This window comes from Pseudotabrizicola algicola (assembly GCF_010915705.1).
GTDB classification, from domain to species: domain Bacteria; phylum Pseudomonadota; class Alphaproteobacteria; order Rhodobacterales; family Rhodobacteraceae; genus Pseudotabrizicola; species Pseudotabrizicola algicola.
In genome coordinates this window covers 441,874-466,413 of sequence record NZ_JAAIKE010000001.1, presented here as the reverse complement: position 1 = coordinate 466,413, position 24,540 = coordinate 441,874, and the positions used below count along the sequence as shown (strand labels likewise).

General features: G+C 63.0%; 27 protein-coding genes and 1 tRNA gene. 12 read left to right on the top strand and 16 right to left on the bottom strand.

Annotated features, from left to right (window positions below):
* Positions 1–147 precede the first annotated feature (147 nt).
* The 4 genes from G3572_RS02255 to G3572_RS02240 all read left to right on the top strand — a co-directional run bounded on the left by G3572_RS02255 (position 148) and on the right by G3572_RS02240 (position 3,577).
* On the top strand, positions 148–921 hold the full coding sequence (locus G3572_RS02255) for a 3-hydroxybutyrate dehydrogenase (RefSeq protein WP_164609041.1): 774 nt from the start codon (positions 148–150) through the stop codon (positions 919–921).
* A 37-nt stretch (positions 922–958) separates the two neighbouring features.
* Positions 959–1,846: a PfkB family carbohydrate kinase gene (locus G3572_RS02250; RefSeq protein WP_164609040.1), complete on the top strand. Its 888-nt coding sequence runs from the start codon at positions 959–961 to the stop codon at positions 1,844–1,846.
* On the top strand, positions 1,843–2,769 hold the full coding sequence (locus G3572_RS02245) for a pseudouridine-5'-phosphate glycosidase (RefSeq protein ID WP_164609039.1): 927 nt from the start codon (positions 1,843–1,845) through the stop codon (positions 2,767–2,769). Before G3572_RS02250 ends, G3572_RS02245 begins: the two co-directional genes overlap by 4 nt.
* An 88-nt stretch (positions 2,770–2,857) precedes the next feature.
* On the top strand, positions 2,858–3,577 hold the full coding sequence (locus G3572_RS02240) for a DUF502 domain-containing protein (protein ID WP_164609038.1): 720 nt from the start codon (positions 2,858–2,860) through the stop codon (positions 3,575–3,577).
* Here G3572_RS02240 and G3572_RS02235 read toward each other — a convergent pair.
* Positions 3,566–4,582: a patatin-like phospholipase family protein gene (locus G3572_RS02235; RefSeq protein WP_164609037.1), complete on the bottom strand. Its 1,017-nt coding sequence runs from the start codon at positions 4,580–4,582 to the stop codon at positions 3,566–3,568. The two genes, G3572_RS02240 and G3572_RS02235, sit on opposite strands and share 12 nt — an antisense overlap.
* 203 nt (positions 4,583–4,785) lie before the next feature.
* Between G3572_RS02235 and rpsB the strand changes: the two genes are divergently transcribed.
* Positions 4,786–5,541, top strand: coding sequence for a 30S ribosomal protein S2 (rpsB, locus tag G3572_RS02230; RefSeq protein WP_164609036.1), 756 nt, complete (start codon positions 4,786–4,788; stop codon positions 5,539–5,541).
* A gap of 77 nt (positions 5,542–5,618) precedes the next feature.
* Entirely contained in the window at positions 5,619–6,527 is a 909-nt protein-coding gene (gene tsf / locus G3572_RS02225) for a translation elongation factor Ts (RefSeq protein WP_164609035.1), read from the top strand.
* Positions 6,528–6,919: 392 nt separating this feature from the next.
* Here tsf and G3572_RS02220 read toward each other — a convergent pair whose 3' ends face one another.
* Positions 6,920–7,714 (bottom strand): helix-turn-helix transcriptional regulator, encoded by a 795-nt coding sequence (locus G3572_RS02220; protein ID WP_164609034.1) that lies wholly within the window; start codon positions 7,712–7,714, stop codon positions 6,920–6,922.
* Between the two features lie 99 nt (positions 7,715–7,813).
* Between G3572_RS02220 and G3572_RS02215 the strand changes: the two genes are divergently transcribed.
* A complete protein-coding gene (locus G3572_RS02215; RefSeq protein WP_164609033.1) occupies positions 7,814–8,971 on the top strand; it encodes an NAD(P)/FAD-dependent oxidoreductase in 1,158 nt (385 codons plus the stop codon).
* Between the two features lie 8 nt (positions 8,972–8,979).
* Here the strand turns inward: G3572_RS02215 and G3572_RS02210 are convergent, their stop codons facing one another.
* Positions 8,980–10,743: a SulP family inorganic anion transporter gene (locus G3572_RS02210; protein WP_164609032.1), complete on the bottom strand. Its 1,764-nt coding sequence runs from the start codon at positions 10,741–10,743 to the stop codon at positions 8,980–8,982.
* 166 nt (positions 10,744–10,909) lie between these two features.
* Positions 10,910–11,221: a hypothetical protein gene (locus G3572_RS02205; RefSeq protein ID WP_164609031.1), complete on the bottom strand. Its 312-nt coding sequence runs from the start codon at positions 11,219–11,221 to the stop codon at positions 10,910–10,912.
* Between the two features lie 150 nt (positions 11,222–11,371).
* On the opposite strand from G3572_RS02205, the gene G3572_RS02200 reads away from it, so the two are divergent.
* Positions 11,372–11,761, top strand: a complete 390-nt coding sequence (locus tag G3572_RS02200) for a hypothetical protein (RefSeq protein WP_164609030.1) — start codon at positions 11,372–11,374, stop codon at positions 11,759–11,761.
* 254 nt (positions 11,762–12,015) lie between these two features.
* Here the strand turns inward: G3572_RS02200 and G3572_RS02195 are convergent.
* From G3572_RS02195 to iscR, 11 genes are all read right to left on the bottom strand, one after another.
* A tRNA-Arg gene (locus tag G3572_RS02195) sits at positions 12,016–12,092 on the bottom strand.
* A gap of 64 nt (positions 12,093–12,156) precedes the next feature.
* Positions 12,157–13,380 carry a cysteine desulfurase gene (locus G3572_RS02190; protein WP_164609908.1) on the bottom strand — a complete coding sequence of 408 codons (1,224 nt, stop codon included), beginning with the start codon at positions 13,378–13,380 and terminating at the stop codon, positions 12,157–12,159.
* Positions 13,380–13,964, bottom strand: coding sequence for a Yip1 family protein (locus G3572_RS02185; RefSeq protein ID WP_164609029.1), 585 nt, complete (start codon positions 13,962–13,964; stop codon positions 13,380–13,382). The genes G3572_RS02190 and G3572_RS02185 overlap by 1 nt, the downstream gene beginning before the upstream one ends.
* Positions 13,965–14,441: a YIP1 family protein gene (locus tag G3572_RS02180; RefSeq protein WP_164609028.1), complete on the bottom strand. Its 477-nt coding sequence runs from the start codon at positions 14,439–14,441 to the stop codon at positions 13,965–13,967. It abuts the gene before it with no gap.
* Complete coding sequence (sufD, locus tag G3572_RS02175) at positions 14,441–15,727, bottom strand: Fe-S cluster assembly protein SufD (RefSeq protein ID WP_164609027.1); 1,287 nt, start codon at positions 15,725–15,727, stop codon at positions 14,441–14,443. Before sufD ends, G3572_RS02180 begins: the two co-directional genes overlap by 1 nt.
* The gene (sufC, locus tag G3572_RS02170) at positions 15,727–16,482 is read right to left on the bottom strand and encodes a Fe-S cluster assembly ATPase SufC (RefSeq protein WP_164609026.1); all 756 of its coding nucleotides are present in this window, start codon (positions 16,480–16,482) and stop codon (positions 15,727–15,729) included. The genes sufD and sufC overlap by 1 nt, the downstream gene beginning before the upstream one ends.
* A gap of 38 nt (positions 16,483–16,520) precedes the next feature.
* The gene (locus tag G3572_RS02165; RefSeq protein WP_164609025.1) at positions 16,521–17,111 is read right to left on the bottom strand and encodes a hypothetical protein; all 591 of its coding nucleotides are present in this window, start codon (positions 17,109–17,111) and stop codon (positions 16,521–16,523) included.
* A complete protein-coding gene (locus G3572_RS02160) occupies positions 17,104–17,415 on the bottom strand; it encodes a YbjQ family protein (protein WP_164609024.1) in 312 nt (103 codons plus the stop codon). Before G3572_RS02160 ends, G3572_RS02165 begins: the two co-directional genes overlap by 8 nt.
* 25 nt (positions 17,416–17,440) lie before the next feature.
* Positions 17,441–18,952, bottom strand: a complete 1,512-nt coding sequence (sufB, locus tag G3572_RS02155) for a Fe-S cluster assembly protein SufB (protein WP_164609023.1) — start codon at positions 18,950–18,952, stop codon at positions 17,441–17,443.
* Positions 18,953–18,991: 39 nt separating this feature from the next.
* Positions 18,992–20,032 carry a cysteine desulfurase family protein gene (locus tag G3572_RS02150; protein WP_164609022.1) on the bottom strand — a complete coding sequence of 347 codons (1,041 nt, stop codon included), beginning with the start codon at positions 20,030–20,032 and terminating at the stop codon, positions 18,992–18,994.
* Between the two features lie 79 nt (positions 20,033–20,111).
* Positions 20,112–20,579, bottom strand: coding sequence for a Fe-S cluster assembly transcriptional regulator IscR (gene iscR / locus G3572_RS02145; protein WP_164609021.1), 468 nt, complete (start codon positions 20,577–20,579; stop codon positions 20,112–20,114).
* A 185-nt stretch (positions 20,580–20,764) separates the two neighbouring features.
* Between iscR and G3572_RS02140 the strand changes: the two genes are divergently transcribed.
* The 4 genes from G3572_RS02140 to G3572_RS02125 all read left to right on the top strand — a co-directional run bounded on the left by G3572_RS02140 (position 20,765) and on the right by G3572_RS02125 (position 23,605).
* Positions 20,765–21,424, top strand: a complete 660-nt coding sequence (locus tag G3572_RS02140) for an alpha/beta hydrolase (RefSeq protein WP_164609020.1) — start codon at positions 20,765–20,767, stop codon at positions 21,422–21,424.
* Positions 21,421–21,690: a hypothetical protein gene (locus G3572_RS02135; protein ID WP_354003977.1), complete on the top strand. Its 270-nt coding sequence runs from the start codon at positions 21,421–21,423 to the stop codon at positions 21,688–21,690. The genes G3572_RS02140 and G3572_RS02135 overlap by 4 nt, the downstream gene beginning before the upstream one ends.
* A 1-nt stretch (position 21,691) precedes the next feature.
* Positions 21,692–22,291, top strand: coding sequence for an HD domain-containing protein (locus G3572_RS02130; protein ID WP_164609019.1), 600 nt, complete (start codon positions 21,692–21,694; stop codon positions 22,289–22,291).
* Between the two features lie 99 nt (positions 22,292–22,390).
* On the top strand, positions 22,391–23,605 hold the full coding sequence (locus tag G3572_RS02125) for an NADP-dependent isocitrate dehydrogenase (RefSeq protein ID WP_164609018.1): 1,215 nt from the start codon (positions 22,391–22,393) through the stop codon (positions 23,603–23,605).
* Positions 23,606–23,687: 82 nt separating this feature from the next.
* On the opposite strand, the gene G3572_RS02120 is transcribed toward G3572_RS02125, so the two are convergent.
* Positions 23,688–24,518 carry an FkbM family methyltransferase gene (locus tag G3572_RS02120; RefSeq protein WP_164609017.1) on the bottom strand — a complete coding sequence of 277 codons (831 nt, stop codon included), beginning with the start codon at positions 24,516–24,518 and terminating at the stop codon, positions 23,688–23,690.
* Between the last annotated feature and the right edge of the window lie 22 nt (positions 24,519–24,540).

The following is a 24,540-nucleotide window of genomic DNA, read 5'->3' as shown; positions in this document are numbered from 1 at the left end:
GATAGGTTTCTTGCCTGTATGAAACCTGCCTCAATAACTTAACGCCGGCTTCGTGCCGGCGTTTTTTTTTGGGCGTTTGCGGAACAGCCCCCTGTTATTCGCGTTTGCAGCATGTAACCTGCCGCAGTGCAAAAAGAGGGGATCACCATGAGCCTGAAGGGCAAGACCGCTGTCATCACCGGGTCCAATTCGGGGATCGGGCTGGGGGTGGCAGAGGAACTGGCGCGCGCGGGCGCGGATATTGTGATCAACTCCTTCACCGACCGCGAGGAAGACCATGCGCTGGCCGGAGCCCTGGCGGCGCGGCACGGGGTGAATGTGCGCTATATCGCAGCCGACATGTCGAGGGGCGATGATTGCCGCCGCCTGATTACGGAGGCCGGAGCCTGCGACATTCTGGTGAACAATGCCGGTATCCAGCATGTGGCAGGAATCGACGATTTTCCGGTCGACAAATGGAACGCCATTCTGGCGATCAACCTTAACTCGGCCTTCCACACCACTGCCGCCGCCCTGCCGATGATGCGCGAAAAGGGCTGGGGCCGGGTCATCAACGTGGCCTCGGCGCATGGGTTGACGGCGAGCCCCTATAAGTCGGCCTATGTCGCGGCCAAGCACGGGGTGGTCGGGCTGACCAAGGTCACCGCGCTGGAATGTGCGGGGCAGGGGATCACGGCCAATGCGATCTGCCCCGGCTATGTGCTGACGCCGCTGGTCGAGGCGCAGATTCCCGACCAGATGAAGAAGCATGGCATGGACCGCGAGACCGTCATCAAGCAGGTGATGCTGGAGCGCCAGCCGAGCCGCGAATTCGCCACCGTGCAGCAGATCGGCGGCACGGCGGTGTTTCTGGCCTCTGACGCGGCGGCGCAGATCACCGGGACCACGATTTCGGTCGATGGGGGCTGGACGGCGCTCTAGCCGCGCGCGATGAAGGCCCCGAAGGCAGGAGGGGCAAATGAGCGACATTCTGTGCATCGGGTCGGTGCTGTGGGACATCATCGGGCGCGCGCCCTCGTCCTTGCGGCTGGGGTCAGATGTGCCGGGGCGGATCACGCGCCTGCCCGGCGGGGTTGCGATGAACATCGCGATGACGCTGACGCGCTTTGGCCTGCGTCCGGCGCTGCTGACGGCGGTGGGGCGCGATGCCGAGGGAGACGAGTTGATCGCGGCCTGTTTGCGCATGGGGCTGGACTGCGGGCATATCTACCGCTCGGATGATCTGCCGACCGATCGCTACATGGCGATCGAGGGGGCGAACGGGCTGATCGCGGCGATTGCCGATGCCCATTCTCTGGAGATGGCGGGCGACAAGATCTTGCGCGCGCTTGGCGACGGGAGTCTGGGATCGGCAGAGGCGCCCTATGCGGGGCTGATCGCGCTCGACGGCAACCTGACCGAAGCGCTGCTTTCGGACATCGCGCGCTCGGCCCTGTTCGCGCGGGCCGATCTGCGGGTGGCACCTGCGAGCCCCGGAAAGGCGGAGCGGCTGATGCCGCTTTTGGGGCACCCGCGCGCGACGCTTTACGTCAATCTGGAAGAGGCGGGGTTGATCGCCAAGGGCCGGTTCGAGACGGCGGCCGAGGGGGCCGAGGCGCTGCTTGCGCGCGGGGCGGCGCGGGTGCTGGTGACCGATGGCGGGCGGCTGGCGGCGGAAGGCACGGCGGGGCAGGGTGTGATCACCGGACAGCCGCCGCAGGTGCTGGTGACGCGGGTCACGGGCGCGGGTGATACCTTCATGGCGGCCCATATCGTCGCCGAGGCGCGCGGTGCCAGCCGCACAGATGCATTGGAGGCGGCGCTGCGGGCGGCTGCCGATTACGTTTCAGGAGATATCGGATCATGACCTTACCGCTTGTTTTCTCGCCCGAGGTGGCCGCCGCACGCAAGGCAGGGGCGGCGATTGTGGCGCTGGAATCGACCATCATCACCCACGGGATGCCGTTTCCCCAGAATGTGGAGACGGCGCGGGCGGTGGAGGACGAGGTGCGCGCGCATGGAGCGGTTCCGGCCACCATCGCCATCATGGGCGGCAGGATTCACATCGGTCTGACGGCGGAGGAGCTTGATACGCTGGGGCAGGCCAAGGATGTGGCCAAGCTGAGCCGCGCCGATCTGGCGGCCTGTCTTGCCACCGGCGGGATCGGGGCGACCACGGTGGCGGCCACGATGATCTGCGCGCATCTGGCGGGGATTCATGTGTTTGCGACGGGTGGCATCGGCGGCGTGCATCGCGGGGCGGAAACCACGTTTGACATCAGCGCCGATCTTCTGGAGCTGGCGGCCACGCCGGTGACGGTGGTGGCGGCGGGGGCCAAGGCGATCCTGGACCTGCCCAAGACGCTGGAGGTGCTGGAAACCCACGGCGTGCCGGTGATCGCCTATGGTCAGGACGCGTTTCCGGCCTTCTGGTCGCGCACGTCCGGGCTGAAGGCCCCGCTGCGGATGGACCGCGCGGCCGATATCGCGGCGGCGCAGCGGCTGCGCACGGCGCTCGGTCTGCCGGGGGGGCAGTTGGTGGCCAATCCGATCCCGCCCGAGGCGGAGATTGCCAGCCACGAGATCACGCCCGTGATCGAACGGGCGCTGCATCAGGCCGAGGCCGAGGGAATCAGCGCCAAGGCGGTGACGCCCTACCTTCTGGACCGCATGTATGCGATGACCGAAGGCCGGTCGCTGCAGGCCAATATCGCCCTTGTTCTGAACAATGCGCGGCTGGCTGCGGAAATTGCGAGCGAGATGGCGCGGGGCGAGTCTGCGCCTGTATAAATTTCGCGTGGCGCAGGCGGTTGGCGGGTTTGCGCCCATTGTGAAGGGCCCTCGCTGTCCTTAACTATGGCGCGACCAGTGAGGACCGATGTCAGAACCGCAGCCACCAAACAAACGCCGCAGCCTGCTTGCCGGGTTGCGGTCTTCCTTTCTGACGGGTCTGGTGGTGGTTCTGCCGATCGGGCTGACCATCTATCTGATCTGGACGGTGGTGGGCTGGATCGATGGCTGGATCCTGCCGCTGATCCCCGGACCATGGAAGCCCGACGTGCTGGTGCGGCAATGGTTCGGCCCCGATGCCACGATTCCGGTGCGCGGGGTCGGCGTGGTGGTGTTCCTGATCTTCACCGTCTTTGTCGGCTGGCTGGGCAAGGGCTTTATCGGGCGCAAGTTCCTGCTGTGGGCCGAGGGTCTGGTCGACCGGATGCCGGTGGTGCGCTCGATCTACAACGGGTTGAAGCAGATTGCGGAAACCGTGTTCTCGCAAAACGAGAGCAGCTTTGAACGCGCCTGTCTGGTGCAATACCCCAAGGAACATATCTGGGCTATCGGTTTTGTCTCGACCCGCGCCAAGGGGGAATTGCAGGCCAAGCTGAATGACAGTGGCTATATGGATGTGATCTCGGTCTTTCTGCCGACCACGCCGAACCCGACGTCGGGCTTCCTTCTCTATGTGCCGGAGCGGGATGTGGTGTATCTGGACATGAAGGTAGAGGATGCGGCCAAGCTGATCATCTCGGCGGGGCTGGTCTATCCCAACGGCAAGGATGCCGCCGGGATCGTGGTGCAGAATCCGTCAGCCAAATAGAGCGCCAAGGTCAAGGCTGGCCTCTTTACCCAGCTTGGCGCGGTGTTCGGCCAGAAAGCCGTCTGCCGCCGCGTGGCCCGCGCTGTGCAACCGGGCCAGAAGGGCAGGCGAGGGCGACATCTTGGTGCTGCCGGTCATTTCCGTCATCAGGGCATCATCGCTGACAAGATGGGTGCGCACCGCTTTCATGCTGCCGCGCGCCAGCCGCCCGTCGGCGACCAGGCGGCGCACGAAATGGGCGGCGCGCAATTCGCCCAAGAGTGCCGCGTTGAAACTGATCTCGTTCACGCGGTTCTGGATCTCGATCGGGGTTTTCGGCACCCCTTCCCGCACGAAAGGATTGATCGAGACGATCAGGATGTCATCTGGCAGATCGGGCTGATAGAGCGGGAACAGCGCCGGATTGCCCGCAAAGCCGCCATCCCAGTAAGCGTTGCCATTGATTTCCACCGCCTGAAACACGGTAGGCAGACAGGCCGAGGCCATCAGCGCCTCGGGCGAGATTTCGTCGCCTGAAAAGATGCGGATGCGCCCTGTGTCGACGCGCGTCGCCCCGATAAACAGCTTTGGCCCCGCGCTGGCGCAGACGTTGCGAAAATCCATCCGCCGCACGATCCGCTCCAACGGGTTGCGCCATGCCGGCCCCCAGGCGTAGGGCGTGTAAAGCTGTGAGGCGATCCCCTGCGGCGAGAAGGGCGAGAGTGTGAGGGCGATCTGGCCGAGTGCCTGCATGCCCGGCACCATCGGCTGCATCCAGCCGGGGATGCGCAGATCGGCGACGCGGGCCACATCGCGCCAGAGCCGCGCAAGGCTTGCCTTGGCGCCCTTGCGCCCGTCGGCGATCATGCCCGCCTTGAGCGCCGCCGCGTTGAGCGCCCCAGCCGAGGTGCCGGAAATGGCGGCGATCTCGATGCTGTCATCGTCGAGCAGACGGTCGAGCACGCCCCATGTGAAGGCACCGTGGGCGCCGCCGCCTTGCAGGGCCAGATTGATCTTGGTGGGCATGCGTCTCTCCTTGTTGGTCTCAAGGTAGTGTTTCTGCGCTGCAGCACAAGGTTCGGGCTTGCCATTGCGGCGTGGTCGGGGTAACGACGCGCCACTTCACAGGCAGGTGCGGGCTTGGGCGGGGAGAAATCCCGTCTGGTCCACCGGTTGGGGGCAACCCTGAGACCATCTGCCGAGGCGCAAACCGGAAAAGGATATTGGACATGGCGCTCCCCGAATTTACCATGCGTCAGCTGCTGGAAGCTGGCGTTCACTACGGCCACCAGACCCAGCGCTGGAACCCGAAGATGGGCGAATACATCTACGGCGACCGTAACGGCATTCACATTCTCGACCTGACGCAGACCGTTCCGATGCTGGATCAGGCGCTGAAAGTCGTGCGTGACACGGTTGCCAAGGGCGGCCGCATCCTGTTCGTCGGCACCAAGCGTCAGGCCCAGAAGCCGATCGCCGAAGCCGCAGAGCGTTGCGCGCAGTTCTACATGAACCACCGCTGGCTGGGCGGCACGCTCACCAACTGGAAAACCATCTCGGCCTCGATCCAGCGGCTGAAGCAGATCGACGAGCAGCTGGCTGCCGGCGCCGAAGGTCTGACCAAGAAAGAGCGTCTGGGCATGGAACGTGACCAAGCCAAGCTGCAGGCGTCGCTGGGCGGCATCCGCGAAATGGGCGGCACGCCCGACCTGATCTTCATCATCGATGTGGGCAAGGAAGATCTGGCGATCCTCGAAGCCAAGAAGCTGGGCATTCCGGTTGTGGCCGTGGTCGACACCAACTGCTCGCCCAAGGGCGTGGATTACGTGATCCCCGGCAACGACGACGCCTCGCGCGCGATCGCGCTGTATTGCGACCTGATCGCCCGTGCAGCCCTTGACGGCATGTCGGCGCAACTGGGCGCGGCCGGTGTCGACCTCGGCGCGCTGGACGAAGCACCTGCCGAAGAAGCCATCGAAGCCTGATCGGCTGTCGTCAAATCGTGACATGGCGGGGGGATAACCCCCGCCAACCCCATTTTATGGATTTCAGGAGACTGACCATGACAATCACCGCTGCAATGGTGAAAGAACTGCGCGAGACAACCGGCGCAGGCATGATGGATGCGAAAAAGGCGCTGACCGAGAACAACGGTGACATGCAGGCCTCGATCGACTGGCTGCGCACCAAGGGTCTGGCGAAAGCCGCCAAGAAGGCCGACCGTGTGGCCGCCGAAGGTCTGGTGGGCGTGGCTGTGGCCGATGGGCGCGGCGTAGCTGTCGAGATCAACTCGGAAACCGACTTCGTGGCCAAGAACGCCGATTTCCAGGCTCTGGTGCGCGATGTGGCCAATGTGGCGCTGACCACCGGCGACTCGGTCGAAGTGGTGAAGGCCGCGCATCTGAACGGCAAGACCGTGGATGATGTGATCCAGGAAGCGATTGCCCGCATCGGCGAGAACATGACCTTCCGCCGCATGCACCTGCTGGAAGGCAGCACCGTCGTGTCCTACGTCCACAATGCCGCTGCGGATGGCATGGGCAAGATCGGCGTGCTGGTCGCGCTGAACGGCCCGGCCGACAAGGCGCAGGCGATTGGCAAGCAGTTCGCGATGCACATCGCCGCGACCAACCCGCTGTCGCTGTCCGAAGCCACGATGGACCCGGCCGTGGTCGAGCGTGAACTGGCTGTGCAGACCGCCAAGGCGCTGGAAGAAAACGCCTCTTCGGCCAAGCCGAAGCCGGAGAACGTCATCACCCAGAACATCATTCCGGGCCGCATGAAGAAGTATCTGGCCGAGAACACGCTGCTGGGCCAAGCCTTCGTGATCAACCCCGATCTGACCGTCGAACAGGCCGCCAAAGAGGCCGGCGTTGAAATCACCGGCTATGCCCGCGTGGCGGTTGGCGAAGGCATCGAAAAGAAAGAAGAAGATTTCGCGGCCGAAGTCGCGAAAATGGTTCAGGGCTGATTTTCGGCACCTGTGCAAGGGACTTTGTGACAGGGCGGCCTTCGGGCCGCCCTTTGCATTCCGGGCGGCGTCAGAGGGGCAGGGCGGGGCCGCAGCTGCCCAACGGGCAAGGAAAAGGCGGTGCGCCCTGGTCTGGACGCACCGCCACATGCTTGCGCTGCACCTACTGGGGATGAGGACCAAAGACGCAAGCGGCACCGGCTGTGACACGCGCCCGTAATTGACGCACGACGCAGATTACAAAGCCGACGGGTAGGGAAGACCCGCCGACGACCACAAGCTCAGATGTCAGGGCAGTGAAAATGCACCGTCTGCCATTTGGCGTTCCATTGCCCGAAGGCGACCACTCATGGAACGCCGTGACTCTGCACCAAGAGATGACGTAGCGTAAGTCAGGATTTCCCTACCCTCGGGCCGCTGTCGTGGCGCTGGAAGATCATGTTCAGAAGTGAAGCCTTGGCAACGGCTTGCGTGGTCGTTTCAACCTGCAAAGCCTCACGCGCGAGGCGCAGGTGCTTTTCCACCATTGCCGCCGAAACCTGCATCAGCAGCGCGACATCCTGCGTGGTCTTGCCATCGGCCACCCATTCGAGCGCCTGTCTCTGGCGGTCGGTCAGGCTGCGCTTGGCCTTGGGCTGGGGCAGGGTGATGATCTTGAGATGCATCAGATGGGCGACGGCCTGGATCTCGTCGCGGTGACGCTCCCAGATCGCCTCGACCTGATCGGTCCCGATGCCCGGATCGGCGACCAGCCCGAGCGCGCCCTTGGAGCGGGTGTTGCTTTCGGGAAAGCTGATCGAGACGCCCGCGACGATGCCGATGGCGGCGTTCTGCCGCACTGCATCCATTTCATCGGGCGTCAGCTGTCCGGCCTCGAAGGCGTCACGCACCCATTTCCATGTGCAGGCCCCGACGTTGGACACCGCCCAGCGATAGACGGGGGTGCGGGCGTAAAATCCGTTCTGGAAATAGAATCGCGCATATCCGGCGCTGCCTGTTGTCAGGAAGATCGCGTCATCCGGATCGCCCACGTTGCGCATGTGCAGAAAGCGGGTGAAGCCATAATTGGCAAGGCCGAAACCAAGCCCGCCGAAAAATCCTGTCGCCAAACACCAGACCTCGTCGATCGAGGAGGCTTCGGCCATCCGCGAGATCAGTGGCAAAACCGCCGGCACACCATTCGTCATTCCTGCACTCTTAAACGCGTCTTGTTCTTACCTGTAACAGTTGTTCTAACCACCGCCAGAGCTTCGGTCAAACGAGCGTGATTCCGAAAAGGGCAAATAATGCAAGCGGATGTGGTTGTCGTCGGCGGCGCGGTCATGGGGTCTTCGGTGGCGTATTGGCTGACGCTCATGCAACCGGGGCTGGATGTGCTGGTGGTCGAGCCGGACCCGACATTCGCCCGCGCCGCGACCGCGCTGTCGGTGGCCTCGATCCGGCAGCAGTTCACCACGGCGGTGAATGTGGAAATCTCGCGCTTTGGCATCGGGTTCATCCGGGATTTCAAGGCGCGGATGGGGCTGGATCTGGGGCTGAAGGAACAGGGCTATCTGTTCCTGTCGCAGACCGAGGCCGGGGCGCAGACGCTGCGCGACGTGGCGCAGACGCAGCGCGATCATGGGGCTGCCACCGAGGTCTGGTCGCCTGACCAGATCAAGGCGCGCTATCCGTGGCTGGAGGTGGGCGATCTGACGGCGGGCAGCTTTGGCCCGCAGGCAGAGGGCTGGTTTGACAACATGGGCCTGCTTTCGGGGTTCCGCAGCATGGCCAAGACGCAGGGCGCGCGCTTTGTCACCGACCGTGTGACGGGCCTGCGGATGGCGGGGGGGCGTGTTGCCGGCGTGGTGCTGGAGCGCGCGGGCGAGGTGGCCTGCCGCCATGCGGTGAACGCCGCCGGAACGCGTGCGGCCGAGGTTTGCCGGATGGCAGGGCTGCCCTTGGCGATCGAGCCGCGCAAGCGCACCGTCTTTGTGATCGACGCGCCCAATGCGCGCCACCCCGATGCGCCCTTGCTGGTGGATGCCGGGTTCTACCTGCGCCCCGAGCAAAACCACTGGATCACCGCGACGGTGCCGCAGGATGACGGGCCCTGCGCGCCCGATGATTTCGAGCCCGACCTGCACCTGTTCGAAGAGGTGATCTGGGAGCAGCTTTACGCCCGCGCGCCGGGTTTTGATGCGGTGAAGGTGGTGCGCCACTGGGTCGGGCATTACGATTACAACACGCTGGACCAGAACGCGGTGCTGGGGCCGCATCCGGAGGTGCAGAACCTGCATCTGTGCAACGGGTTTTCCGGCCACGGGTTGCAGCAATCGCCTGCCGTGGGGCGCGGCATTGCCGAACATATCCTTACGGGCGGCTGGCAGACGATCGATCTGTCCGATCTGTCAGCCAGCCGGATGGTCGAAGGCCGCGCGTTCCGCGAATTGGCCGTAGTCTAGGCTGCGGTCTAGGTCGCGGTCTGGCCGCGCGCGGTTTCGCAGCGCGGCAGATCGCGGGTGGCGCGCGACAGTTCGGGCGCCAGCACCTGCATCGCGTCATACATCGTCAGATGCACGGCGCCTGTCAGGTCCTGCAGGAAATGCGTGCGCAGAAGGCGGTCCATCACCGGACCTTTCACCTCGGCCAGATGCAGCTTTACCCCGGCGTCGCGCAGCCGCGCATTGCTCGCCTCGAGGCTTTCGACCGCGCTGCTGTCGATGTCATTCACCGCAACGCAGTTGAGCACCACATGGCGGATGCGCTGGTTTTCGGCGATGGCCGACAGGAGCGTGTCCTCGAGAAAGCGGGCGTTGGGGAAATAGAGCGCCTCGTCAATGCGCAAGGCAAGCACATCGGGCGCGGTGGTGACGGCATGGCGCAGCACGTTGCGGTAATGCTCGGTGCCCTGCACCTGACCGATGACGGCCACATGCGGCTTTGACGTGCGGTAAAGATGCAGCAGAACCGACAGGGCGACACCCGCGGCGATACCCGCCTCCACCCCGAGGCCCAAGGTCAGCGCGATGGTCACCGCCATCGCCGCAAAATCGGCGCGGTTGGCCGACCAGACCCGCTTGATCGAGGCCAGATCTACCAGACCCAGCACGGCCACGATGATGGTGGCGGCCAGCGTCGCCTTGGGCAGGTGGTAGAGCAGGGGGGTCAGAAAGAGGGTCGCCAGCGCCATGCCGATGGCGGTGAAGGCCCCGGCGGCGGGCGTCTGCGCCCCCGCGTCGAAGTTCACCACCGAACGCGCAAAGCCGCCCGTCACCGGAAAACCGCCCGACAGGCCAGCCCCGATATTGGCAGCCCCCAGCGCCACCAGCTCCTGGTCCGGGTCGATCCGCTGGCGGCGCTTGGCGGCAAGGGTTTGCGCGACCGAGACGGTTTCCACATAGCCCACCAAGGAGATCAGCGCGGCAGGCAGAAGGATGGCTTGCCAGAGCGCGGTGTCCAGCGGTGGCAGCGCGGGCATGGGCAGACCCGACGGGATTTCGCCCACCAGGGCCACGCCGCGTGCCGAAAGCTCCAGCGCCCAAGCCGCCGCTGTCGTCAGCGCCACCGTCAGCACCGGAGCCGCGCGCACGATCACCCCGGCGAGCGCCGGTTTGACGCCCAGACGCAGCAGGCTGCCCTTGAGCCGCGTGCGTGCCCACCACAGAAACCCAAGTGCAAAGCCGCCGATCATCAGCGTGAACGGGTTCACCCCGCCAAGGCCCGCCGCGATTCCGAGGGCGATTTCGGCCAGCGTGTGACCGGACGCGGAAATGCCCAGAAGGCCGGGAAGCTGACCCACGGCGATCAGCACCGCCGAGGCGCTGATGAAGCCCGAAATGACCGGATGGCTGAGAAAATTGGCGATGAAGCCAAGCCGCAGCAGGCCCATCGCCAGCAACATCAGCCCCGAAAGCACCGCCATCGCAATCGCCGCGCCCAGATATTCCGGCGTGCCGGTTGCCGCAAGCTGTCCGACCGCAGCCGCCGTCATCAGGCTGACCACCGCAACCGGACCCACTGCCAGCGTGCGCGAGGTGCCAAAGACCGCATAGATCAGCAACGGCGCGATCGAGGCGTAAAGCCCGACCTCGGCCGGAAGTCCCGCCAGCAGCGCATAGGCCAAGGATTGCGGGATCAGCATGATCGTGACAATCAGCGCCGCCAGAACATCCGCGCCGAACGTGGGGCGGTCATAGTGTGGCAACCAGTCGAGGATGGGAAGATATCGGGCCATGAGACACCTCTGCTTTGGAGGTGATATAGCGGCCCCGATAAAACATATCAAGATTTGAATATGTTTAGGCCCGCGTCGATTTTTGAGCCGATTGCCCGTCCATATATTACATAATATGGATTATCGGAATCAAGACATCAGGCCGATGGTCCGCAGGCATGGCCGCTTACTCTGTCACTGGCCGTTGCATCGCGCCCCCCGGCTTCGGCTTGCCGCCAACTGTCAGACCGGGCCGCTTTCTGGCCATGTCACAGGTGCAGACCGGGCCGATGCAGTTCATGCTGGCATTCTTGCAGCGGTCCAGCATGGCCTTGCAGGCTGCAGGCGCGGCGCAGACACAGCTTTCCGCCCCCGGATTGCCCGAACAGCGATAGGTCTGGTCATCCAGCGGCGCATTCGCTTCGGCCAAGGCCAATCTGCCGAACAGGCAGGCTATCAGCATCACATGAACGGCAAGGAATCTGTTGAACCCCCGCATTCTGCAGCCCCCTAATTCCCGCCGATTGCGGCACGCGCGGCACCTGCCTTCGGGCCTGCTGCCCCCGGCAAGGCCGCCGACCGCTTCATCTCGCAACTGCATGTATTGCCGGAGCATTTCGACGTGCCGCCCTTGCATTGCTGATCTTGCATGATGCGGCACGCCGTCGGGCCGATGCACGTGCAGGTCACCACAGAATTGACCTTGGTGCAGGTGCTGCCAATCGTCGGCGGGGCCTGGCTTTCGGCAAAGGCCGTTGCGGACAACAACGCCAGCCCGAAACACACAGCCAGCAGCGCCCTGCACCACCGTAGCCCCTCGCTAATTGCCAATGCTGCCATCGACCGCACCTCCCCTGGCGACAGGCGGCTTGACCACTGGATCAAACGACACACGCGCGCGGGTGCAGGAACAGGTATCTCCGGCGCAATCCATCGTCCTGTCCTTGCACATGCCAAGCATGTCCTTGCAGGTCTGCTGCGACTTGCAGAAACACATATCATGCTCGGCGCTGCAGACATAGCTCTTTGGCGGGCTTAGCTTTTTCTCCGCCCAAGCGGCTGGCACGGCCATGCAAAGCACGACAAAACCCAAGGCAAGACGCGTCATCACCGATCGTTGCATCGTGATCGCCAATACCCAAAACACCCTGTAAAGGCAGGATACCCCAAAGCGGCATTATATCAACTTAATCCGCAAATGACCGCTAAGGCGAGACGGTTGGCGGCTAAACGCCACTCGGGATGGCAACAAGCAACCGGCGCCCTGCCGCGTCGAAGCTCATAACATGGGATTGGCGCACCCAGCACGATTCGAACGTGCGACCTTTGCCTTCGGAGGGCAACGCTCTATCCAGCTGAGCTATGGGTGCCTGTGAGGTTCTATAACGGTGATGGCTCGGCCCTGCAACGGGAAAGGAATTGCCAAACCGGTGCCTAGCCAAAAATCTCGTGGCAGAACTCCAGCGCGCTGACCAGCGCATCCACTTCGGCTTCGGTGTTATACATGGCGAAAGACGCGCGGCAGGTTGCGCCCACGCCCATATGCGCCATCAAGGGCATTGCGCAATGTGTGCCGGCGCGCACGGCGATGCCGCGCTTGTCGAGAATGGTCGATATGTCATGCGCATGGGCCGCGCCGTTCAGCGTGAAGCTGAAGATCGCGCCCTTGCTGGCCGAATTTCCCTGAATGTTCAGCCAGTTGAGGCCGGAAAGCCGCTGCTGCGCATAATCGCGCAGGCGGCGTTCTTGCGCGGCAATCTTGTCCATTCCGATGTCCATCAGATAGGTCAGCGCTACGCCAAGGCCGGTCTGCTGCACGATGCCGGGCGTGCCCGCCTCGAAGGTCATCGGCGCGTCGTTATAGCTGACGCTGTCCCGTGTCACTTCGCGGATCATATCGCCGCCCCCGAGGAAGGGCCGCATTTCCGCCATCCTGTCACGGCGGATGAAGATCGCGCCGGAACCGCTTGGTCCGTATAGCTTATGGCCGGTGATCGCAAAGAAATCACAGCCGATCGCCTGCACATCGACCGGCATATGCACGGCCGATTGCGACCCGTCGACCAGCGTGGCCACCCCGCGCGCCCGCGCGGCATGGCAGATGCTGGCCACATCCACCACAGTGCCAAGCACGTTGGACATATGGGTGATCGCCACCAGTTTCGTGCGCGGGCCGATGGCGTCGATCACCGCCTGCGGGTCGAGATCGCCATTGGCATCACAATCAACCCATTTCAGCACCACGCCCTGCCTTTCGCGCAGGAAATGCCACGGCACGATGTTGGCGTGATGCTCCATGATGCTGAGCACGATTTCATCACCCGGCTCGAACCGCGGCGCGGCCCATGCGTAGGAGACAAGGTTGATTGCCTCGGTCGTGCCGGTGGTGAAGACGATTTCGTCTTCCGAGCCGGCATTCAGAAACCGCGCGATGATGCCGCGCACGGCTTCATATTTGTCGGTCGCAAGGTTCGAAAGGTAATGCAAGCCCCTGTGCACATTCGCATATTCCATCGAATAGGCCGTTGTCACCGCATCGATCACACATTGCGGCTTTTGCGCGCTTGCCCCGTTGTCGAGATAGACCAAGGGTTTGCCGTTGACCTGCCGCGACAGGATCGGGAAATCGGCGCGGATCTTTGCGATATCAAGCGTCATCATGCCACCGGGCCAAGGAAGGGGATCAACACCAGTGCGAGGATGAACCCGATGGCGAGCAAGGTCAGCAGCACGCCGAAAAAGGTCATCAGCACCGATCTGAAACCATGAAGTTCTGCCACGAAGTTACTGAGAAGCCACAGGAAAATGCCTACCGAAGCATAGCCCACCAGAACCGAGGCAATCGGGAAGATCACCTGCGTGACGATTTGCAGCACTTGCAGGATCAGCAGGATGAACTGAAGCCAGACCATCAGGATCAGGGCATCCTCGAAGCGGCCCGCGCCGCCACGCCAGCGCCCGACCCAGTGGATGACAAAGACCGCGCCCAGCATGAGCCCGCCCTGCATCAATGCGCTGGTCAACGGGCTGGCCATCGCCCCTGCCATCGCCTGACGCACCTCGAGCGGCATCAGCGCAAAGGCCAGATGTGCCAGAATGGCCGAAGCCACCGCCATCAGCGCCAAGGCCACCCAGCGGGCCACCATAGGCAGATTGGCCCGCATCACCATACGTGCGCCTTCGCGCGGATTTTGCATGGTGAACCGCGCCAGTGACAGCAAGGTTGACAGCGACAGGTCCATTCAGCGTTCCACTTCGATCAGGGCAAGCCCCCAGAAAACCACGAAGGCCACGCCAGCCAGCACCCCGACCGCCGTAAGGCCCGGACCAGGGCCGATCATTCCGGCCACCAGCCCTTGCAAGAGCATCAGCGGCGTGACCGCCACCAGCGACCAGAAGAGCGCGATACGTGCGCCATACCAGCTGCCCTTGCCGCCAAGCGCGCGCGCCAAGATCCGGCTGAGGGCTGCCACCCCATACCACAGCGGCACCGTCGCCAACAGCGCCAGCGCTATGGCGAGAAGTCGCGGGGCCACCGGCGTGCCGCCATCCTCGTAGGCCGCGCGCGAGGCGACCGGCCATTGTGCCACGAAGGCCAGAACCAGAAACGACGCCAGCAACGCGAAGGCAAAGGGCTCGGACTGGCCGCGCGCCAGATGCCTGCGCACCACGACGCGCGGACGCCGCCAGGATTCAACGATATCGGTGGTGATCGACATCAGTGCTCGTGGCGTTGCAGCCAGCCTTCCAATCGGCTGCGGATATCCTCGGCAATCGTCTCGTCCTCGATCTCGCCGATGGCTTCCGCCAGAAAGGCAAGGACCAGAAGGCTTTGCGCGACCCGCTTTGGTACCCCCCGCGACTGCAGATAGAACAGCGCGGTTTCATCAATCGCGCCAGAGGTGCTGCCGTGGCTGCACTTCACGTCATCGGCATAGATTTCCAGCTCCGGCTTGGCCAGAAACTGGCTGTCGCCATCGAGCAGAAGGCTTTGGCTGATCTGGTAGCCATCGGTCTTCTGTGCGCCGGGCTTGACCAGAATCTTGCCCTGAAACACGCCGACGGCCCCATTCATCAGCACTTTCTTGAAGACCTGACGGCTTTCGCAGCGCAGGCCTTCGTGGGTCATGAACACGGTGTCATCATGGTGGAAGGTGCCATCGCCCACCGCAGCGCCTGCGACATGGGCCACGCCATCATCGCCGACCAGTTCGATCACCTGCTCGTTGCGGGTCAGGCAGCCGTTGGCAGTCAGGGTGAAGGACTTGAACAAGGCCCCTGCCCCGACCCGCGCGAAAACATGGGTCACGGCGCGGCGTTCATGGTCGCGCCCCTGCGCGCGGATGTGGTGGAAGCGCGCACCATCGGCAACCTCGACCTCCATCACCTTGGTGACGCGCGCGGCGGCGGGGCCATTTTCCAGCACGGTCAGCTCGGCGCCCTGATCGATCTTGATGCAATGGTGGATCAGCGCATCAGAGGTTTCGGACTGGTGCAGATAGATGAACGAGACCGGCCTTTCCGCCTTGGCGGTCGCGCGAATCAGGAAGCCTTCGGTCGCGTAGGCGGTGTTGAGCGTGGCAAGCGGGCGCTGCACCGGAATTTGGCCCCGCGTTTCCAGCACGCCGTAAATGTCGCGCGCCCAGTGGATGTCGACGCCATCCACCGCTGAAAGATGCGTGATCTCGACGCCGGCAAGTGCCGGATCATCCGACTGGCCCGCGTCGAAGACCCCGTCGACGAAGACGAGCTTCACCGCCTCGATCCCGTCGAACACCGGAGCTTCGTCGCCCGCGTCAAACAGCGCGGCGGGAATGGGTGCGGCTTGGGTCAGGCTGGCGGGATCGGTGTAGCGCCAGTATTCATCGCGCTTTGTGGGCAAGCCCATTGCGGCCAAACGCGCCGCGGCATCGCGCCGCGCCGCACCCAGCCAGCCGGACCCGCCCGCAGACAGATCCGCTGTCCGCGCGCGCAGCGTATCGGTTTTTGCCTGGGCCAGCGCCATCACTGCGCCTCCGCCAGCAGATCGGCGTAGCCGTTGGTTTCCACCTCGAGCGCCAGTTCGGGACCGCCCGATTTGATGATGCGGCCCGCCGCCATGATATGCACGAAATCCGGTTTGATATGGTCCAGAAGCCGCTGATAGTGCGTGATGACAAGGAAAGACCGGCCTTGGTCGCGCAGCGCGTTCACCCCTTCGGACACCAGTTTCATCGCGTCGACGTCAAGACCCGAGTCGGTTTCGTCCAGAACGCACATCTTGGGTTCCAGCATGGCCATCTGGAGGATCTCGTTGCGCTTCTTTTCGCCACCCGAAAAGCCGACGTTGACCGGACGCTTGAGCATCTCGCTGTCGATCTTGAGGGTCTTGGCCTTTTCGCGCACGATCTTGAGGAAATCGCCAGCGGAGAGTTCCTCCTCGCCGCGGGCCTTGCGCTGTGCGTTCACTGCAGTGCGCAGGAAGGTCATGTTGCCCACGCCCGGAATCTCGACCGGATACTGGAAGGCCAGAAACAGCCCCGCCGCCGCGCGCTCTTCGGGCTCCATCTCCAGCAGTTCCTCGCCTTCCAGCGTGGCGCTGCCTTCGGTGACCTCATAGCCCTCGCGTCCCGCCAGAACATAGGAGAGCGTGGATTTGCCCGACCCGTTCGGGCCCATGATGGCATGCACCTCACCTGCCCCGATGGTCAGATCGACGCCCCGGAGGATAACCTTATCCTCTTCCTCAAGTTTTACGTGCAGGTTCTTGATTTCCAACATTTCTGGCCTCTTGGTATTCAGATACGGCGCAAGGCGCCCTATTGCGGTTTGAGAAACCACCCCATGACCCAGGCCAGTCTGTCGGCGGGAAACGGCGTCGGTTCCAGATGAAATTCGGCCATGCGCCCGTGCAACTTGACGGGATGAAACATCGTTTCGATCGCATGGTAGGGGTCGCGGTCGGCGTAATCGTCAAACAGCACCGTCACCGGCCGCGTGATGCGAAAGGCGGTGGCCAGCAGACAGGCGGGGCGAAAGCGCCCGTCGATCAGCACCATATCGGGATGCTCAAACTCGAGGTGATCCCAGATATCAAGGGCATAGCCGGGAAACTTGCGAAACGCCCTCTGCCCTGTCGGCATGCCCCATTTGCCCGTCGGGCCGATGTCGGCATGGTGCAGGACCAGCTTTTGCTTGGGCGGATGGGCTTTGAACCACGCGCTCATGCCGGCCAGCCATTCGGCGTCGCTTTCGACCGAGAACACCGTCTTGCCCATCTCGGCCGCCATGACCGTCGAACCGCCCGAGCCGTATTCCAGCACCACCTTGGCCTTGCGCAAGGCACGTGCCAAAGCCTCGGCTTCCGCCTCCGGCAAGGTCACGATGGGGCGGTCTTTCAGTTTAACCAAGGCGCACCGCCGTGCCCGAGGCGGACACCATCAGCATCTGGCCGATGACCTCGTAATCCAGATCCACGCCCACGACAGCATTGGCCCCCAGTTCGGACGCGCGTTCCTGCATTTCACGCAAGGCGGTTTCGCGCGCGTCTGCCAGCTTGGCCTCATATGACCCTGACCGGCCCCCGATGATATCGGTGATCCCGGCGAACAGGTCGCGCACGATGTTGGCGCCCATGATCGCCTCGCCGGTCACAATGCCCTTGTAATCGGCGATCTGGTAGCCTTCGACGTTATGCGTGGTTGTGACGATCATCGCCCAAATCCCTGAAATGGTTGATTTACCCGACAGATCCTTCCAGCGAGATGGCCACCAGCGCCTGTGCTTCCATCGCAAACTCCATCGGCAGCGCCTGCAGCACATCCTTGCAGAAGCCGTTCACGACCAAGGCCACGGCCTCTTCCTCGTCCATCCCGCGCGAGCGGCAGTAGAAGAGCTGGTCTTCATCCACCTTGGAGGTGGTCGCCTCATGCTCGACGCGGGACGAGTTGTTGCGCACCTCGATGTAGGGCACCGTGTGCGCGCCGCATTTGTCGCCGATCAGCAAGCTGTCGCACTGGGTGTAGTTGCGGCTGTCCACCGCCTTGGGGTGCATGCTGACCTGACCGCGATAGGTGTTCTGCGCGCGGCCTGCCGAAATCCCTTTCGAGACGATGCGCGATTTGGTGCGCTTGCCCAAATGGATCATCTTGGTGCCGGTGTCGGCCTGCTGGGCGTTGTTGGCGATGGCGATGGAATAGAATTCGCCCTGGCTGTCATCGCCGCGCAGGATGCAGGACGGGTATTTCCACGTGATGGCCGAGCCAGTTTCCACCTGCGTCCACATCACCTTGGCCCGCGCCTCGCGGCAATCGGCCCGTTTGGTGACAAAGTTGTAGATGCCGCCCTTGCCGTTCTCGTCGCCCGGATACCAGTTCTGCACGGTCGAGTACTTGACCTCTGCATCTTCCAGAATGACGATTTCCACCACGGCGGCGTGAAGCTGGTGGGTGTCGCGCTTGGGCGCTGTGCAGCCCTCAAGATAGCTCACATAGCCGCCACGGTCGCAGATGATGAGCGTGCGTTCAAACTGGCCGGTGTTCTCGGCGTTGATGCGGAAATAGGTCGAAAGCTCCATCGGGCAGCGGGTGCCCGGCGGGATGTAGACGAAGGAGCCGTCGGAGAACACGGCCGAATTCAGCGTCGCAAAGAAGTTGTCGGACTGCGGCACAACCGAGCCTAGATACTTCTGCACCAGTTCCGGATGTTCGCGCACCGCCTCGGAAATCGAGCAGAAGATCACCCCAGCCTTTGCCAGTTCGGCCTTGAAGGTGGTGCCAACGGACACCGAGTCGAACACCGCATCGACCGCCACCTTGCGCTCGCCCCCCTCGGGTGCTTCCACGCCCGCCAGCAGCGCCTGCTCTTTCAACGGGATACCCAGCTTGGCGTAGGTGGCCAGCAGCTTCGGGTCCACCTCGTCGAGCGACTTGGGCTTGACGGCCATGCTTTTGGGTTTGGCGTAGTAATACTGGTCCTGATAGTCGATCTCGGGATAGGACAGCATAGCCCAGGTCGGCTCTTCCATCTTCACCCAGCGCCGATAGGCCGCCAGCCGCCAGTCGAGCATCCACTGCGGTTCTTCATTCTTGGCGCTGATCAGTCGCACGATATCTTCGGACAGGCCCTTCGGCGCATAATCCATCTCGATATCGGTTTCCCAGCCGTATTTGTATTTGCCGGACATGGCCTGCACGGTCTCGATCGTTTCCCGATCCACACCTTCGCGCACTTCTGTCTCAACACTGTCCATCGGACTTTTCCTTTTCATCAGGGCCTTGCGGCCCGTTATTCATGCGGCGCGCGCACGCGCCCTGACATAGGCAGCGGCCCAGCTTTCGGCAAAACGCAACACGTCATCGCGCGTTATGCCGGGGCCGATCGAGATCCGTATCGCCTGCGACGCCAGACCGTCCTCAAAGCCCATCGCCCGCAGCACCCGGCTGGCCCGGACCTTGCCGCTGGAACAGGCGGAACCCGCCGACACCGCAAACCCCGCAAGATCCATCGCCATCACCTGCGTCTCGCCCTTCCAGCCGGGCGCGATCAGGCAGATCGTGTTTGGAAGCCGCGAAGCCCCTTTTCCGACCGAAATAGTATTGTTTGCCAGATCGGACAATGCTGAATCTAGAATATTTCTAATTTCCGCCACCTCCTCCCAGACCCCGTTGGCAAGGTCGCGTGCGGCGGCTTCGGCAGCGGCGGCAAAGCCTGCGATGCCGATGACGTTCTCGGTTCCGGCCCGACGTCCCATTTCCTGCCCGCCGCCGCGCAGTTGCGCCGAAGTCTCGATGCCCTGCCGCAGCACGAGCGCGCCGATTCCCTTGGGACCGCCAAGCTTGTGCGCCGAGACCAGCCCCATGTCACACCCCAGCCAGTTGAAAGCAAAAGGCACCTTGCCAAAGGCCTGCGTGAGGTCTGAAAGCGCGAGCCCTTCCGGCAGCGTCTGCAGGATGCCGGTTTCGGAATTGGCGAGTTGGAGCGCAGATTCGCGCGGGGCGCGCACCTCGACCCGACCGTCGGCATCGACGGGCAGCAGCGGGTCACACCATGCGAGCACGGCGTCATGTTCCACCTCGGAACAGGCCAGATCGCGCCCGGCGGAGGCGAGGGCGGCAGCCTCGGTCGCGCCGGAGGTGAAGACGATGTCGGCGCCATCCGCGCCAAGGGCGGCGGCCAGTTGCGCACGGGATTTTTCGATCAGCGCCTTGGCGGCCCGCCCCTCGGCATGCACGCTGGACGGGTTGCCGACGACATCCATCGCCGCGAGCATCGCGCTGCGCGCCTCAGGGCGCAGCGGCGTGGTGGCATTCCAGTCAAGATAGAGCCGCATGGTGGTCTCCTTCATGCCTGACCCGTGTGCCGCTTGGCGAAAACCCCGATGTCAGACGATTGCGTTCGTGCGCAGGCGTTCAGTCTTCGTCCACGACGCGAAACAGCGCCGGCACCGCCGGACAGGGCTGCATCTCGTTGCGGATCACATCGGAAAGCCGGGCCTGATGCAGGAAGACATAGACATGCGCGCTCAGCCCCTCCCACAGCCGGTTGGTCAGGCTTTGCGCCCGCGTGCCGGAGACGCCGCCCGAAGCCCCTGCCCCGGTGTGCAGCGCGTCGACGGTTTCCTCCACCGCCTCCATCACTTCCGAGACGCGAATGTCGGACGGGCTGCGCGCCAGTTTGTAGCCGCCCCCCGGCCCGCGCACCGCCTCGACCAGACCGGCACGTCGCAGCTTGACGAAAAGCTGTTCCAGATACGGCAAGGAAATATCCTGCCGCTTGGCAATCGCCGCGAGCGAGACAAGCTCATCCGACTTTGCCTCCATCAGCGCCAGATCAGACAGCGCCACCATCGCATAGCGGCCTTTTGTCGAGAGTTTCATCTTGCACCCCTGAATGGCGGAAATACCGCCTGCAAATGGATTGACGCGGAACAGCGAGGCCATTACCTGCAATTAACCCTTGGCCGAGCCTTGTCACCCGTTGGCAGGCGACGCTTTAGAACGGTTCTAGATATGCCAAGCGTTTTCGTCAAGAAAGCCTTGGCCGAATGACAGGCAGGAAACCTATGCCCGAAGTGATCTTCGCAGGCCCGGAAGGCCGACTTGAAGGCCGATACCACCCGCAAAAGGATCGGGACGCCCCCATCGCCATCGTGCTCCATCCGCATCCGGCCTATGGCGGGACGATGAACAACAAGGTGGTCTACAACCTGCATTACGCCTTCTACAATCTGGGCTTCACGGTGCTGCGGTTCAATTTCCGCGGGGTCGGGCGCAGCCAGGGCGAATATGACCAGGGTATCGGCGAGCTGTCGGATGCGGCAAGCGCGCTGGATTACCTGCAATCGATGAACCAGAACGCCAAGCATTGCTGGGTGGCCGGTTTCAGCTTTGGCGCGTGGATCGGGATGCAGCTTCTGATGCGGCGGCCGGAAATCACCGGCTTCATCTCTGTTGCGCCACCGGCGAACCTTTATGACTTTTCCTTCCTCGCGCCCTGCCCTTCTTCGGGCCTGATCATCAACGGCACCGCCGACAAGGTGGCCCCGCCCAAGGACACGCGGACGCTGGTGGGCAAGCTGCACGAGCAGAAGGGCATCACCATCACCCATACCGAGATTGAGGGGGCGGATCACTTCTTCAAGGATGAAGAGGCGCATATGAAGCCCATGATCGGCACCGTATCCGATTACGTGCGCCGCCGTCTTGGCGAGGTGTCGCGGTGAGCGACTTCATCCAGGATCTGGCCGATGCGCTTGCCCGCGATGTGCTGGCAGGCTCGGTCGATCTGGAGGACCCCTATTTCTTTGAACAGGTGGCCAAGGTGGTGGGTGCATCCTCCCCCACCTTGCAAGAGGCGTTCATGACCTCGATCCGCATCCGGCTGGCCGAAAAGCGCGGGCGCGAGTTTCTGAACAAGGCGCTTGCCGCCAAACGCGCCGGAACCAAAATGCCCGAAGCCCCTCGCGAGGCGGAAAAAGGCGGTCATTGAGATGTCTGCTGCATCAGGCGACAGCCGCCTTGGGGCGCAATTCGCCTTTCTGAACGAGGCGGACCGGCTGAAATCGGTGCTGCGTGCGACCACGCTGGTGGATGGCTCGCGCCCCGAGAATTCGGGCGAACATTCGTGGCATCTGGCGCTTTACGCGCTGGTTCTGGCCGATCAGGCGGGGCCCGGTGTGGATATCAACCGCGTGATCCGCATGTTGCTGATCCATGATCTGGTCGAGATCGACGTGGGCGATGTGCCGATCCATTCCGCAAACGGGCTGGCGCACGGCTCGGTCGACACGATGGCGGCCGAGGCCAAGGCGGCTGACCGGATCTTCGGCCTGCTGCCCCCCGACCTGCGCGACGATCTGCGAGCGCTTTGGGAAGAGTTCGAAGCTGCGCAAACCCCCGATGCGGTCTTCGCCAAGAGCCTTGACCGTGTGCAACCGGTGATGGCCAATCTGATGTCTGGCGGCGGCACATGGACCACCTACAAAGTGACCCGCGACCAGCTGGAATCTCGGGTGGGCGTCAAGATAGCCAGAGGCGCGCCCGCGCTTTGGGAGTGGGTCAGGGCCAGGACCGCGCCCTTCTTCGGTTAAGCCGCGACTTTTCGGTATGCCATTGCATACAAGGCTTCACATGAAGCCTGTCTTGCGCTATAGACGCGCCAAGCGAATCCAACACCGAAAGGGCCGTTCATGACCAAAATCAAGGTGGAAAACCCCGTCGTCGAACTCGACGGCGACGAGATGACCCGGATCATCTGGGATTTCATCAAGCAAAAGCTGATCCTGCCCTATCTGGACATCGACCTGAAGTATTACGACCTCGGGATCGAGGAGCGTGACCGCACCAATGACCAGATCACCATCGACTCGGCCGAGGCGATCAAGAAGTATGGCGTTGGCGTCAAATGCGCGACCATCACCCCCGATGAGCAGCGGGTCGAGGAATTCGGTCTGAAGCAGATGTGGAAATCGCCCAACGGCACCATCCGCAACATCCTTGGCGGCGTGATCTTCCGCGAGCCGATCATCTGCAAGAACGTGCCGCGCCTTGTGCCGGGCTGGACCCAGCCCATCGTGGTGGGCCGCCATGCCTTTGGCGACCAGTATCGCGCGACCGATTTCAAATTCCCCGGCGCGGGCAAGCTGACGATGAAATTCGTCGGCGAAGACGGCACCGTGATTGAAAAGGACGTGTATTCGGCTCCGTCCGCGGGCGTGTACATGGGCATGTACAACCTTGACGACAGCATCATCGACTTTGCCCGCTCGTCGATGAACTATGGGCTGCTCAAAGGCTGGCCGGTCTACCTGTCGACCAAGAACACCATCCTGAAAGCCTATGACGGGCGCTTCAAGGACCTGTTCCAGAAGGTTTACGACGAAGAATTCGCCGACAAGTTCAAGGCCGCCGGCATCCATTACGAACACCGCCTGATCGACGACATGGTTGCTTCGGCGATGAAATGGTCGGGTGGCTATGTCTGGGCCTGCAAGAACTATGACGGCGACGTGCAGTCCGACACCGTGGCGCAGGGCTTTGGCTCGCTTGGCCTGATGACCTCGGTTCTGATGACGCCCGATGGCAAGACGGTCGAGGCCGAGGCGGCGCACGGCACCGTGACGCGCCACTACCGCCAGCACCAGAAGGGCCAGCAGACCTCGACCAACTCGGTCGCGTCGATCTTTGCCTGGACCGGCGGTCTGAAGCACCGCGCCAAACTGGACAACAACGAACAGCTGATGCGCTTTGCCACCACGCTGGAAAAGGTCACCGTGGATGCGGTGGAAGACGGCCACATGACCAAGGATCTGGCGCTGCTGGTCGGCCCCGACCAGAAGTGGCTGACCACGATGGGCTATCTGGAAAAGGTGGACGAATACCTGAACAAGGCGCTGCAAGGCTAAGGCCCGCCGCCACAGACAAAAAGAAACCGGGGGATGGCGCACCATCCCCCGGTTTTTTCATTGGCACCCGTCCGGTGCCCGTTCACTTCTTGGGTTTGAACACATGATCGTTCGGGCCGATGCGCTGCGCGCCATAGCCCAGACCTTCCAGCATCTTGGCGCAAGCGGCGTAATCGGCGTTATGGTTGCTCAGACCGATCCAGATGGCGGGCTTGAAAGCCTTGATGACCTTTTTCGCGCCCGAGAGCACGTCCATGTGCATGCCTTCCACGTCGATCTTGATGAAGCCAAGCCCCTGCAATTCCTCGGCTTCGATCAGATCATCCAGTGCCACCATCGGGATGGGCCCCGCTTTCGCGGCAACAAAAGAGGTGGCGCCCAGATTGCGCGGGTTGAAGCGCGCCAGATCGCCCCGGCCCGAGGTCGCCCCCACCATGCAGCTATAGGCCAAGGCATCGGTCAGCCCGTTCAGTTCCAGATTGCGGCACAGGGTGGTGTAGGCATGCGGCAATGGCTCGAAGGCCAGCACCCGCTTTGCCCCCAGAACCTTACCGAAGAAAACCGACGCATTGCCGATATTGGCCCCAATGTCGCAAACCGTGGTCGTTGCGGTGATCAGCCCAAGCTCTTGCACCGCGGCCAACAGCTTTGCTTCATAAAACTGGCGGGTGCGCAGGACCGTGCGCTGAACGAAATCTTCCTGAGCGTCGGGCAGCGACAGCGCAACGGGGGTGATCCCTGCGTGAAAGCGCAGGATATGCCCCGCTTCGAGCAAGGCGACGCGTTGCAGATGGAGCGATTCCTCGGTCAGCCGGATCATCTGGTCCAGCTTGGCCGAAAGTGCCGCCGTCTGGTCGGGCACCTCTTCGGCCACCGGCGTTGCCACGACTCCCAATACACGTTTTGCCTGCATGATCACCCTCGTCGTTTCTTTT